Below are 11,804 nucleotides of genomic sequence, written 5' to 3' on the forward strand. Positions count from 1 at the left end.
GGCGGTGGGAATTCCCACCGCCGGCTTATCCGCTGGCTGAGTATTACCCGCCGAGTACTACTGGCAGTTCTCGCCGTTGTTGATGCACTGGACCATCTCGTTCATCACGTTCTCGTCGAAGAAGTTGATGAAGTCGTTGTGGTCCGTGATCGGCTTGTGCAGCTGCTCCGGGAAGGAGTCCACCGCGAACGCGTTCTGGACCTGTCCATTGTTGATCTGCGGCGCCGGGACGTCGTAGACCAGACGGACCTGGAGCTGGGGGATGGCCTGGAAGCCGTTCGAGCAGCTGCCGTCCGCTTCCACGAAGTCGACGTGGGTGCGGTGGTTGGCGCTGTCGATGTTCTGGCCGTCCCAGCAGCTCTGGAAGTTGGACAGCCGGACCATGTTGCTGCCCTCGGGGCAGATCGGGTACTTGTCCGTCACCTGACGGTCCTCGAAGCCGGTGCACGTCCAGGACGTGTTGGCGTTGTTGAGGCCGTTGGTCAGGGACTTGGCGTCACCGGTGATGATCCGCAGGGCCTTCGGCATCGCGACGACATCGCTGGTGCGGTTGCCCACGAACTTCAGCTCCGCCTGCGCGGGCTCGACGATCTGGCCGACGTTGCCGTCCTGGCCACCGCCCGGCTGACCCGCGTCGATGTCGTCCGAACCGTCCTGGATCCGGATGACCGGCCAGAAGTACGTGGACTTGTCGCCCTGGTTCTGGCAGGTCGTCTCGCCGTTCTCCAGGTCCTCGTCGCTCGCGAAGGCGGTGTTGGCCTGGTTGCCGACGTAGTCGTGCTGGTGCTGGGCGCCGTTGGAGACACCGGGCGCCACGATCACGTTGTCCGAGTTGCGGTTCTCGTTCTCGTTGGTGCCGCACTGCGTGGTGAAGGTGCCCGTGGAGCCGCCGTCGCCGTTCGCCGCGAGACCGTTCGGCAGGTTGCGGGAGTTCGGCTGGACTTCCTCGATGTTGACGAAGTCCGCGGCTGCCGGGCCGTTGCCGCCCTGACCGCCGTTGCCGCCCTGGCCCTGGTCCTGGCCCTGGCCGTTGTCCTGACCGCCCTGGTCCTGACCCTGGTCCTGGCCGTTGTCCTGGCCGCCGTTGTTCTGGCCCTGGTCCTGACCGTCGTTGTTCTGGCCGCCGTTGTTGTTCTGCCCGCCCCCGGCCTGGCCGTCGTTGGTGTTGGCGTCGGCGTTCATGCCCTGGCACTCGGCCATCTGGGCGAGGTTGCCCGGCGCCTTGCCACCGACCCGCTTGATGTTGATGCCGATGCGGTCGATGGCGGCGGTCCGCTTCGACTTCAGCGGGCCGAGGATGGCGTTGTTGACGAAGCCGGAGTCACCGGCCTGGGCCTGACGCGTGGAGGCGAGCCGGGTGTAGGCCTCGCTGATCTGCTTGTCGAGGTTCGCAAGCTCCTTGTCCACGCCCTTGCGCGCGCCGTCCGGCACGTCGGTCAGGCTCTGTCCGACGTCCGGGCACTGGATCGTGGCGACCTGCGCACCCGCGGACTTCGTCTGGTTCGCCGAGTTCTCCTCATGCGCCGAGGCATAGAAGTTTGCCCAGATCAGCCCGCCCCCACCGAGCGCTAGGGCCGCCGATGCGGCTATGGCCTTGGTGGCCATCGGCGTCCGGCGTTTTCTTGTGTTGCGTCCCATGGAACTCCTCTGACTTCCTTTTTCGGGGGCATCGAGGCGCCCGACAGGAGTGAAGCGGCTCCCTTCCATACGCAGGTGGTCCCACGGGTGTTCAGATGTCTCTGAAATTGATGCGAGATTCGTGAGGGCTCTGTGTTCTCAACAGCCCGTTTCATACCGGCAGTTGCTGATCCCGCACGGTCGGTGAACCGTCGGGTCCGGTTTCACCGGCCGTGGTCGAGATAGGCCAGAACCGCCAGCACGCGGCGGTTGTCGTCGTCCGAGACCTCCAGTCCCAGTTTGGCGAAGATGTTCGCGGTGTGCTTGGCGATGGCCCGTTCCGTCACCACCAGCCGGCCGGCGATCGCCGCGTTGGTCCGGCCCTGCGCCATCAGCTCCAGCACCTCCCGCTCCCGGGGCGTCAGCCGCGCCAGCGGCCCGTCGTCGCTCGACTGCCGGGCCAGCAACTGCTGGATGACCTGCGGGTCCATCGCCGTCCCCCCGGCGGCGACCCGCCGTACGGCGTCCACGAACTGCTCGGCGTCGAACACCCGGTCCTTCAGCAGATACCCGACCCCGCCGCTGCCGTCGGCGAGCAGCTCACGCGCGTAGAGCTGCTCAACGTGCTGGGAGAGCACCAGCACCGGAAGGCCGGGCCGCTTGCGGCGGGCGTCGAGCGCGCACTGCAGCCCCTCGTCGGTGTGCGTCGGCGGCAGGCGTACGTCGACCACGGCGACGTCCGGTTCCAGCTCGGCCAGCGCGGCGGCCAGTTCGGGACCGGACTCGACGGCCGCCGCGATCTCGAAGTCGTGCGCCTCGAGCAGCCGGACGAGCCCGTCGCGCAGCAGGAAGAGGTCTTCGGCTAGGACAACGCGCAAGGGATCTCCATGGTGACCATGGTGGGACCGCCCGCGGGGCTGCTGACGGCCAGGACGCCGTCGAATGTACCGAGCCGCCGCTCCACCCCGGAGAGTCCGGAACCGGTGCCGATCACCGCACCTCCCTTGCCGTTGTCGGTGACGGACACCCGCAGCATCCCGTCGGCGTGGTGCAGATCGGCCCAGATGCGGTCGGCCCCGGAGTGCTTCACCGCGTTGGTGAGCACCTCGCTGACGGCGAAGTAGGCGGCGGACTCCACGGGCGCCTCCGCCCGCCCGGGCAGGTCCACGCTCACCTCGGTCGGCACCGGCAGCCGCAGCGCCAGCGCCCGTACGGCGTCACCGAGGCCCCGCTCGGCGAGGACCGGCGGATGGATGCCGCGCACAAGCTCGCGCAGTTCGGCGAGGGCCTCGACCGACGACGTTCGGGCCTGCGCGATCAGCTCCTTGGCCCGGGCCGGATCCTTGTCGAGGAGCGCCTCGATGGTGCCCAGGTCCATGCCCACCGCGACCAGCCGGGCCTGGGCCCCGTCGTGCAAGTCCCGCTCGATGCGCCGCAGTTCGGCGGCGGAGGTGTCGACGGCGTCGCGCCGCGTCTCGGTCAGCACCCGTACCCGCTCGGCCAGTTCGCCCTGGCCGGAGCCCAGGACGGCCTGCGTGAGCCGGAAGTGGACGTCCAGCAGCCGCGGGGTGAGGAAGTGCGCGAAGAAGAGGACGACCAGGCCCAGCAAGGCCGCACCGAGCGCGGACACCTGCCCGGTGACCTTGACGAACCCGTACCAGTACCCGTCGGGGAAGACCCGCCACAGCCCGGCCCCGAGCGCGAAGCCCTCCAGCGGGTACAGCCACAGCGCGGCCGGCAGCAGCGCGGTGAGGAACCCCGCCGTCATGTCGACCGGCAGCCACATCAGATCCCGCCAGGTCGCCGGGTCGCGCAGCATCCCGAACGTGGCCGCCCACGGATTGGCGTCCTTCGGCAGCGGCCGGTACGCCGGCGGGATCCGCACCCCGCCCCACTCCGCCGCGAGCACCCGCCGCCAGTTCGCGAACCCCCGTACGCCCTTCAGCACGTACGGCGTCGTGACGATCCCGATCCCGATCGGGATGAGCGCCATGGACACCAGGGACAGGGTGAAGCACAGCACCGCCCCCGGCAGCGAGACGAGGGCCACCCCCAGCCCCCGTAGCGCCGCCAGCGCCCCGCCCCGCCCCTTCGCTGCCCTGTAGCCGCTCTTCGTGTCGATGGTCATGGCGTCAGTCTCGCCGAGCGGGGGTGCGGGGTCACTGGGCCGGGACACCCGGTCAGGGGGTGGTGCTACGTACACCTCGGGAGGCGGCGCGGTGGTCCACGGGGTGGTTCCTACGCCTCAAGCGCCCAGCCCGGTCGCCAGCACCTTGGCCTCCCTCTCCGGGTCGAGCCCCACCGTCGGCCGGTCCGGCCGCTGGGGCGCCGTGCCGCCGATGTCCTGGAGCCACCGCCACGTGTCGGCCACGGTCTCCGCGACGGGCCGGCAGTTCAGCCCCGCCGCCACCGCCCGGGAGACGTCCGCGCTGTGCAGGGCGTCGTGCAGATCGCTGCCCGGCGGCACCCACACCGGCAGCTCGGTCCACGGCTCGATGCCCGCCTCCAGGATCACCTCGGGCTCGGTCCACCGCAGTTCGGCACCGCCCCCGGTGACGCGTGCGCACGCCTCCAGCAACGCGCCTGTCGTGGCGTGCCCCTGCGGACTGACCAGGTTGTACGGCCCGCTCAGCGCCCGCTCCGCCGCGTGCGGGATCCACTGGGCCAGGTCACGGACGTCCACGTACTGCACGGGCAGCTCGCGCGGCCCCGGGGCGAGCACCGGACCACCGCGCGCCATGCGGCCCAGCCACCAGGGCAGCCGGCCGATGTTCTCGTACGGGCCGAGGATCAGCCCGGCCCGGACGAGCACCGACCGGTCCTCGCCGAAGGCGTCCAGCACGGCCAGTTCACCGCCGCGTTTGTCCTGCGGGTACGCGGTCTGCTCCGCGTCGGCCGAGGCGCCCTCCACCAGGGGCGCGTCCTCGGTGTACCCGGCGGGCGGGGCCCACGCGTACACCGAGCAGCTCGACACATACACGTACCGGCCGGCGCGACCCCGCAGCAGCCGCGCCGTGTCCCGCACCGCGCGGGGCGCCGCCGACCAGGTGTCGACGACGACGTCCCACTCGCCCGGGTCGTCGGCGAGGGCGGCGAGACCGTCGGGCGCGGTGCGGTCGCCCAGCAGCGACCGCACGCCCTCCGGCGCCTCGTGCCGCCCCCGGTGGAAGACGGTCACGTCCCAGCCCCGCCCCAGGGCCGCCTCCACGACGGCCCGCCCCACGAACTCCGTACCACCCAGCATCAGAAGCCTCATGCCGCCGACTCTGCCCGGTGGGGCGGCGGTACGGAACGGGATCTGCCGTCAGCAGAAGGGTGGGGGCCGGTGGCTCAGCGGCCCACGGGAGGCACGTACTTGTAGCCGACCCGGCGCACCGTCCGGATCGTGTCGCGGTGCTCCGCGCCCAGCTTGCGGCGCAGCCGGGCGACATGGACGTCGACCGTGCGGCCGTCCCCCACGTGCCCGTAGCCCCACACCGTGCCGACGAGCTGGTCGCGGGTGTGCACCCGGCCCGGGTGCGCCACCAGGTGGGCGAGCAGCTCGAACTCCAGATAGGTCAGGTCGAGCGGTCGGCCGGCCACCTGGGCGGTGCGCTGCACGGTGTCGACGCGGATCAGCTGCTCGCCGCCCGGCGCGGGAGCGGCCTCGGGGGCGACGGGCTCCGGCAGGTCCGGCACCGCCACCGGGAACGGCGGCTGCTGGTCGGCCGGGACGAGCACCAGATAGCCGATCATCGGCGGCTGGCCGGGCAGCGCGGGCAGGGTGTGCTGCGGCGCCGGGAGCCAGGTGGCGCCCGGCGGCAGCAGGTCCGCGACGGTCACCACCTCGTCCCGGTCGACGGCCCGCAGTCGATGCCGGGCGGTGTTCGCGGGAGGGGTGTTGAGGGCGGCGGTGGACAGAGAACGAGTGGTCGCCATGAGAGGTCAGCTCTTTCGCGCGAGGAGTTCGTCGGAGAGATCGACGGCCGCGAGTTCGTGGTCGGGGTCGCCGAGGACGTACGCGGTTCGCGCTGGCCGAAGGCCGGGGTGTACGGCGTTAGAGGGCCGGCGCGTTCGTCGCGCGGCAACACACCCGGTCGAAGTCGTAGTCCTGACGGGACGGCCAGAAGGGCTCGAGGTCATGACGACCCGTCGCGGTGTACTTCTGGTAGCTGGCCATGGCCCCATTGAAGCAGAGAGGCCCCCGCGCCGGGACCCTCCTCTCACACCTTGGACACACGCCGGACATCGGACCGCCCCGCCGGAACCTCATCCCACCAGCCGCTTCCGCCACTCCAGGGGCCCGACATCGATCGCCTTGCCCGGATCACCGTCCCACTCCGTGGACAGCCCGGCGGCGGCCAGCGCCGCCACGACCTCGTGCCCGACGGCCTTCGTGGTCTCCTCGGACCCGTCGAATCCGCCGTAGTACAGCGACAGGCCGTGCCCCCGCGCCGCGCCGCGCGTGCACTGGTGGTGGAAGAACACGAACCCGCGCACCCCCGGCGTGCCGTCCGCCTCCGCGCCGATCTCCGCCATGCCGCAGCCCCGGCAGCAGGTGAAGTCCTCACGGGCGACGATGCCGCCGCGGTCCAGGGCCGCGAAAGCACGCTCCAGCCGGTCCGGGTCGGTCGGTTCGCTCCAGGTCTCCTGCTCGTCGACGCGCTCCAGCCACAGCCGCTCGACGATCTGGCGAGCCTGCGCCGGGGAGACGGGGGAGGAGTCCTCCTTGCCCTGCATCAGGTACACCGCCTCGCGGATCATCGTCTCGATGTCCAGGTAGCCGTCCCGGAGCATCTCGTGGACGTACCCCTCGGCCCGCGCCGAGACCTCGGGGGCGAGCGGGGGCGGAGCGGCGGGCAGCCCGAACTTCTCGCGCTCCCAGGTGACTCCGGTGTCCCAGCCGTCCTCCTGGCGCGCCCAGCGGACCATTACCTCGGCGACGAGGCCCGGATCGGTCAGCCGGGTCACCCACAGGTGCGGAACGGACCCCGTGCGGTGCTGGAGGTCGTAGGCCCCGTCCCCGTCTCGTGCCGTCTGGATGAAGACCATCGGCCGGTCCGGTATCCGCTGCACGATGAGGAAGTGGTCGTCGTCCCCGCCGATCCGCTCCACCAACTCGCGCAGCTCCCGGGCCGCGATCCGCGTGTACGCCTGCCCGCTCTCTGTCCTCACCTTGACCGTGAGGCCCCCGTCGTTCTCCATGCCGCTCACCCTGACACGCCCCACTGACAACGCGAGGGGGCGCCCACCGCGAGCGGTGAGCGCCCCCTCGGGAGCCGGGAGGTACCGGTCAGACCTGGCCGGCCTTCTCCAGGGCCGAGCAGCAGGTGTCGACGAGCAGTCGCGTCACCACGTACGGGTCGACGTTGGCGTTCGGGCGGCGGTCCTCGATGTAGCCCTTGCCGTCCTTCTCGACCTGCCAGGGGATACGGACCGAGGCGCCGCGGTTGGAGACGCCGTAGGAGTACTCGTTCCACGGGGCGGTCTCGTGCAGACCGGTCAGGCGGTCGTCGATGCCCGCGCCGTAGTTCTTGACGTGGTCGAGCGGCTTGGAGCCCTCGCCGAGCGACTCGGCGGCGGTGATGATCGCCTCGTACGTCTCGCGCATCGCCTTGGTGGAGAAGTTGGTGTGCGCGCCCGCGCCGTTCCAGTCGCCCTTGACCGGCTTGGGGTCCAGGGTCGCGGAGACGCCGAAGTCCTCGGCGGTGCGGTAGAGCAGCCAGCGGGCCACCCACAGGTGGTCGGAGACCTCCAGCGGGGAGACCGGGCCGACCTGGAACTCCCACTGGCCGGGCATGACCTCGGCGTTGATGCCGGAGATGGCGAGGCCCGCCTCCAGGCAGTTGTCCAGGTGCGCCTCGACGACCTCACGGCCGAAGATCTCGTCCGCGCCGACACCGCAGTAGTAGCCGCCCTGCGGGGCCGGGAAGCCGCCCTTGGGGAAGCCGAGCGGGTAGCCGTCCTGGAAGAACGTGTACTCCTGCTCGATGCCGAAGATCGGCTCCTGCGCCGCGAACTTCTCGGCGACCTCGGCCAGCGCGGCACGGGTGTTGCTGGCGTGCGGGGTGAGGTCGATGTTCAGGACCTCGCACAGCACCAGGATGTCGTCGCCGCCGCGGATCGGGTCCGGGCAGGTGAAGACCGGCTTGAGGACACAGTCCGAGGCGTGGCCCTCGGCCTGGTTGGTGGACGACCCGTCGAAGCCCCAGATCGGCAGCGCGTCCAGACCCTCGGGCGAGCCCGTGATGATCTTGGTCTTGGAACGCAGTTTGGCCGTCGGCTCGGTGCCGTCGATCCAGATGTACTCAGCCTTGAAGGTCACGGGCCACATCCTTCGGGGGTGTGTCTGGGCGCGTATCGCGGGTGCTGCGGCGCTGCGGCACCGGTGCGCCGCGTCAACTGTCCGGCAGCCTGTCAACAGGCGATTTCCCGGCCATTGCTCGGATGTGAACCCCGTGTTACCTGGTGTTGCCGTGCCGTACTTCATGCCGAGAGGGCGCTCCGCCCGAGGCTGGGGGCGGTCACCGGCTTCCCTCCGTCAAGCCGGTGACCGGCGCCCGCGTCACCCGCACGCGCCGGTCCTGCTGCTCCTGGCCGGGAGCAGCAGGACCGGTGACACGTACGTGGGGCGGCCGAGGGGTTGGCCGCCGCCTCAGTGACTCAGTCGGCCGTCCGGCGTCACCCCACCTTCTCGATCAGGGCCCGGCGGATGAGGAACTTGCCGGGCTCACGGACCTGTTCGAAGGCGGCGTTGTTGAGCAGCGCACAGCTGCCGGAGGCCGAGGTGACCTCCACCGTCGTGGACTTGTTGTTGTCCAGGTTGGTGACCTTCAGCTGCGTGCCGACCGGGAACTGGTTGCTGGACGCGGCAGGCGCACCGCCCTCGCCGGAGAGCGTGACGGTGGAGCCGTTGCACACCTGCTGTCCCGACGCGGCGGCGCCGCCACCGGCGTCTTCCGCCGGTGCGGACTCCGCGGGCTGCGAAGCCTCGGCGCCGCCCCCGGCCGCGTCCTGACCGCCACCGGCCTGCTCGCCGCCGGCCTGTTCACCGCCCTGCGCGGGCTGCGAGGGCTGCGCGGCCTGGGAGTCCTGAGCCGACTCCCCAACCGTGCACCCCGACGCCTCCTGCTTCCGCTTGATCTCCTCGATGACCGCCTCGCGGTTGGCGATCCGGGCCTCCGACTGCGCGTCGGGATTGGCCTGCTGGTCGGCGATGAACTTCTCGTTGTTGCCGAGGGCGGTGGCGAGTCCCAGGCAGGCCGTCGACTCCGCCGCCGACCGGGTGGTCGGCGGTGAGGCGTTCGACGTGCTCGCCATGACGAAGGCCCCGCCTCCCGCCACCGCCGCCGCGCTCACCAGCAGCGCGATCTTCTTCGTTGGGCCGAGAGTTCTCCTACGCGACATGCGCGCCTCCTGAAGAGGTAGGGGAGCGTACGCCGCTATGTACGAGATACCGAACGAGGTTACTCAGCAGTTACAGGAGTCAATGAAGTGACCTGCGCCACACGGGAAAAGAGGGGTGGTCAGCGCGCCAGGGCGTCCCGCACGGCCTCGTCGGTCCGGCCCACCACGGCCGTGCCGTCGTCCGCGGTGATGATCGGGCGCTGGATCAGCTTCGGGTGCTCGGCGAGCGCCTTGACCCACCGGTCACGCGAACCGGCGTCCCGCGGCCACTCCTTGAGTCCGAGTTCCTTGGCGGCCGCCTCCTGGGTGCGGGTGATGTCCCAGGGCTCCAGGCCGAGGCGCTCGAGAACGCCACGGATCTCGTCCTCGCTCGGCACGTCCTCCAGATAGCGGCGGACGGTGTAGTCGGCGCCCTCGGCGTCGAGCAGCGACACGGCGCTACGGCACTTCGAACAGGCCGGATTGATCCAGATCTCCATGCGCCCACGGTACGCGCAGCCGTCGCTGTTCGATTTTCAGCCGACCTCAGACGCCCCTCGCGGAGCTGCCGTGACATGGCGCCAATTTCCCTGCTCACCAGGGCTTTTGCCAGGCTTGGCGGACTCCCCGTTGTCAGTGCCCGGCGGTAGAATATAAGCAGTGTTCGAGGGTGGCGCCGGGGTCGCAGAGGACTTCCGGTGGCCGCCCGATCGCGACAGGAGGATGTCTGTGCCCGCTGCCGCTCTGAAGTCGAAGCCGTTGCCCACCCAGTCCACCGCGAAGCGTCCCGTCCTGCTCGACCTGCCCTACGCGCCCGTGGAGAAGCGGCCGCTGCCGCCGGGCCGGCCGCGCGAGTGGTACGTCACGCACAACCGCCGCCTCAAGGCGATGCGGCTCGCCATCGCCCTGCTCGACTCCGGCGTCTACATGCCGAACCAGGCCCGCGACGAGACGATCCGCCGCGCGGCGGAGCAGATCGGTGTCCACCCGCCGTCGGGCACGACGTGCCACATGGTGCGGGCGTTCATGCGTTACGCGCGCTGAAGCCGGTCCACCGGTGTTCCCGGCGCGGGGAACACCGGTGGGTTCAGCCGGGCGAAGCCCTCCTGGCGTTCGTAGGGGAAGTAGGGGTACGGCGCCGGGCGGTGGCTCGCCGCGTCGAGCCTCGCCACCTGCCCGGGGGTCAGGTTCCAGCCGACGGCGCCGAGGTTCTGGCGCAGTTGCCGCTCGTCCCGGGCGCCGATGATGACGGAGGACACGGTCGGCCGCTGGAGCAGCCAGTTGAGGGCGACCTGCGGCACGGCCTTGCCCGTCTCCTGCGCGATCTCGTCCAGCGCGTCGACCACGTCGTAGAGGTGCTCGTCGGTGACGGGCGGGCCGTGCTCGGCGGTGCGGTGCAGCCGGCTGCCGGGCGGGAGCGGTGCTCCCCGGCGGACCTTGCCGGTGAGGCGCCCCCAGCCGAGCGGGCTCCAGAGGATCGCGCCGAGGTCCTGGTCGAGGGCGAGCGGCATCAGCTCCCACTCGTAGTCGCGGCCGATGAGGGAGTAGTACACCTGGTGGGCCACAGGGCGCGGACGGCCGTGCTTCTCGGCGGTCGCGAGGGACTTCATCACCTGCCAGCCGGAGAAGTTGGAGACGCCGGTGTGGCGCACCTTGCCCGCCTGGACGAGGGTGTCGAGGGCGGCCAGGACCTCTTCGACCGGCGTCCCCGCGTCGAAGGCGTGGAGCTGGAACAGGTCGATGTGGTCCGTGCCCAGTCTGCGCAGGGCGTCCTCGCAGGCGGTGATCAGACGGGTGCGGGAGGAACCCGCGTCGCCCGGTCCGTCCCCCATCGGCAGGCCGGTCTTGGTGGAGACGATCACCTGGTCCCGGCGGCCCTTGATCGCCTGCCCCAGCACCTCCTCGGAGGCCCCGGCGGAGTAGACGTCGGCGGTGTCGAACATCGTGATCCCGGCGTCCAGGCAGATGTCCACCAGACGGCGCGCCTCCCGCGCGTCGGTCGTGCCCCACGCGCCGAACAGCGGGCCCTGTCCGCCGAAGGTGCCGGCTCCGAAGCTCAGCGCGGGAACCATGAGTCCGGACGCGCCCAGTCGCCTGTATTCCATCTCGGCTCCTCTCGATCTCCACTAACGGGTCTATGGTTCCGTTAGTGGTCACTAAGGTAGCAGGGCGAGACGGTTAATGGAACAGGAGTGCCGTTATGGCTGACGGAGGCGAGCCGGGGACCGTGCGGCCCGGAGGGCGCACGGCGCGGGTACGGGAAGCGGTGCTGCGGGCGGCCGAGGACGCCCTGACCGAGCAGGGCTTCACCGGCCTGGACCTGGCCGACGTCGCCCGCCGTGCCGGGGTCGGCAAGACGACCGTCTACCGCCGCTGGGCGACCGTGACCGGGCTGGTGGCCGACCTCCTGCTGGACATGGCCGAGCAGTCCGCGCCCCGCACCGAGACCGGCTCGCTGCTCGGCGACCTCACGGCCAACGCCCGGCTCGTCCAGCGCACCCTGACGGACCCCCGGCAGGGGCCCCTGTTCAAGGCCCTGATCGCCGCCGCCACCGGCGACCCCAGGACGGCCGCGGCGCTCCGGCGCTTCTACGACATCCGCGTCAGGGAATGGGCTCCCTGTGTGCGGCAGGCCGTCGACCGGGGCGAGGTGCCCGAGGGCACCGACACGCATGAGGTGATCCGCGCCGTCTCCGCCCCGCTCTACTACCACCTGCTGATCAGCGGCGCCCGCCTCGACGGCGCCACGGCCGACCGGGCCGCCGAGGCCGCCGCGACGGCGGCGCGCGCGGGTGTGTACGTACGGGCCTGAGGGCCCGGGG

13 protein-coding genes are annotated in these 11,804 nt (G+C 71.0%); 2 read left to right on the forward strand and 11 right to left on the reverse strand.

The window, feature by feature from the left end:
• Positions 1-57: 57 nt before the first annotated feature.
• The 10 genes from KJK29_RS27745 to KJK29_RS27785 all read right to left on the reverse strand — a co-directional run bounded on the left by KJK29_RS27745 (position 58) and on the right by KJK29_RS27785 (position 9,482).
• On the reverse strand, positions 58-1,638 hold the full coding sequence (locus KJK29_RS27745; protein WP_215121901.1) for a DUF1996 domain-containing protein: 1,581 nt from the start codon (positions 1,636-1,638) through the stop codon (positions 58-60).
• Positions 1,639-1,841: 203 nt separating this feature from the next.
• The gene (locus tag KJK29_RS27750; protein ID WP_215121902.1) at positions 1,842-2,495 is read right to left on the reverse strand and encodes a LuxR C-terminal-related transcriptional regulator; all 654 of its coding nucleotides are present in this window, start codon (positions 2,493-2,495) and stop codon (positions 1,842-1,844) included.
• Positions 2,480-3,745 carry a sensor histidine kinase gene (locus KJK29_RS27755; protein WP_215121903.1) on the reverse strand — a complete coding sequence of 422 codons (1,266 nt, stop codon included), beginning with the start codon at positions 3,743-3,745 and terminating at the stop codon, positions 2,480-2,482. Before KJK29_RS27755 ends, KJK29_RS27750 begins: the two co-directional genes overlap by 16 nt.
• A gap of 117 nt (positions 3,746-3,862) precedes the next feature.
• Positions 3,863-4,873, reverse strand: coding sequence for an SDR family oxidoreductase (locus KJK29_RS27760; RefSeq protein WP_251057964.1), 1,011 nt, complete (start codon positions 4,871-4,873; stop codon positions 3,863-3,865).
• Positions 4,874-4,947: 74 nt separating this feature from the next.
• Complete coding sequence (locus KJK29_RS27765; protein WP_215121904.1) at positions 4,948-5,535, reverse strand: winged helix-turn-helix domain-containing protein; 588 nt, start codon at positions 5,533-5,535, stop codon at positions 4,948-4,950.
• A 118-nt stretch (positions 5,536-5,653) separates the two neighbouring features.
• Positions 5,654-5,776, reverse strand: coding sequence for a hypothetical protein (locus tag KJK29_RS39210; protein WP_255961307.1), 123 nt, complete (start codon positions 5,774-5,776; stop codon positions 5,654-5,656).
• 89 nt (positions 5,777-5,865) lie between these two features.
• Positions 5,866-6,801, reverse strand: coding sequence for a DUF6891 domain-containing protein (locus KJK29_RS27770; RefSeq protein ID WP_215121905.1), 936 nt, complete (start codon positions 6,799-6,801; stop codon positions 5,866-5,868).
• Positions 6,802-6,889: 88 nt separating this feature from the next.
• Complete coding sequence (glnII, locus tag KJK29_RS27775) at positions 6,890-7,921, reverse strand: glutamine synthetase (RefSeq protein WP_215121906.1); 1,032 nt, start codon at positions 7,919-7,921, stop codon at positions 6,890-6,892.
• 356 nt (positions 7,922-8,277) lie between these two features.
• Complete coding sequence (locus KJK29_RS27780; RefSeq protein ID WP_215121907.1) at positions 8,278-9,003, reverse strand: septal ring lytic transglycosylase RlpA family protein; 726 nt, start codon at positions 9,001-9,003, stop codon at positions 8,278-8,280.
• 119 nt (positions 9,004-9,122) lie between these two features.
• A complete protein-coding gene (locus KJK29_RS27785) occupies positions 9,123-9,482 on the reverse strand; it encodes an arsenate reductase family protein (RefSeq protein ID WP_215121908.1) in 360 nt (119 codons plus the stop codon).
• Between the two features lie 229 nt (positions 9,483-9,711).
• Between KJK29_RS27785 and KJK29_RS27790 the strand changes: the two genes are divergently transcribed.
• A complete protein-coding gene (locus tag KJK29_RS27790; RefSeq protein WP_215121909.1) occupies positions 9,712-10,026 on the forward strand; it encodes a hypothetical protein in 315 nt (104 codons plus the stop codon).
• Here KJK29_RS27790 and KJK29_RS27795 read toward each other — a convergent pair.
• Positions 10,014-11,087: an aldo/keto reductase gene (locus tag KJK29_RS27795; RefSeq protein WP_215121910.1), complete on the reverse strand. Its 1,074-nt coding sequence runs from the start codon at positions 11,085-11,087 to the stop codon at positions 10,014-10,016. The genes KJK29_RS27790 and KJK29_RS27795 overlap by 13 nt on opposite strands.
• A 95-nt stretch (positions 11,088-11,182) precedes the next feature.
• Here KJK29_RS27795 and KJK29_RS27800 point away from each other — a divergent pair, with 95 nt between their 5' ends.
• On the forward strand, positions 11,183-11,794 hold the full coding sequence (locus KJK29_RS27800; protein WP_215121911.1) for a TetR/AcrR family transcriptional regulator: 612 nt from the start codon (positions 11,183-11,185) through the stop codon (positions 11,792-11,794).
• The last annotated feature ends 10 nt before the right edge of the window (positions 11,795-11,804 follow it).

It is taken from the genome of Streptomyces koelreuteriae (assembly GCF_018604545.1).
Taxonomy (GTDB): Bacteria; Actinomycetota; Actinomycetes; order Streptomycetales; family Streptomycetaceae; genus Streptomyces; species Streptomyces koelreuteriae.

Coding starts and splice junctions, on each gene's coding strand:
- KJK29_RS27745 (WP_215121901.1), bottom strand. CDS start 1,638: ATGGGACGCAACACAAGAAAACGCCGGACGCCGATGGCCACCAAGGCC.
- KJK29_RS27755 (WP_215121903.1), bottom strand. CDS start 3,745: ATGACCATCGACACGAAGAGCGGCTACAGGGCAGCGAAGGGGCGGGGC.
- KJK29_RS27760 (WP_251057964.1), bottom strand. CDS start 4,873: ATGAGGCTTCTGATGCTGGGTGGTACGGAGTTCGTGGGGCGGGCCGTC.
- KJK29_RS27765 (WP_215121904.1), bottom strand. CDS start 5,535: ATGGCGACCACTCGTTCTCTGTCCACCGCCGCCCTCAACACCCCTCCC.
- KJK29_RS39210 (WP_255961307.1), bottom strand. CDS start 5,776: ATGGCCAGCTACCAGAAGTACACCGCGACGGGTCGTCATGACCTCGAG.
- KJK29_RS27770 (WP_215121905.1), bottom strand. CDS start 6,801: ATGGAGAACGACGGGGGCCTCACGGTCAAGGTGAGGACAGAGAGCGGG.
- KJK29_RS27780 (WP_215121907.1), bottom strand. CDS start 9,003: ATGTCGCGTAGGAGAACTCTCGGCCCAACGAAGAAGATCGCGCTGCTG.
- KJK29_RS27785 (WP_215121908.1), bottom strand. CDS start 9,482: ATGGAGATCTGGATCAATCCGGCCTGTTCGAAGTGCCGTAGCGCCGTG.
- KJK29_RS27795 (WP_215121910.1), bottom strand. CDS start 11,087: ATGGAATACAGGCGACTGGGCGCGTCCGGACTCATGGTTCCCGCGCTG.
- KJK29_RS27800 (WP_215121911.1), top strand. CDS start 11,183: ATGGCTGACGGAGGCGAGCCGGGGACCGTGCGGCCCGGAGGGCGCACG.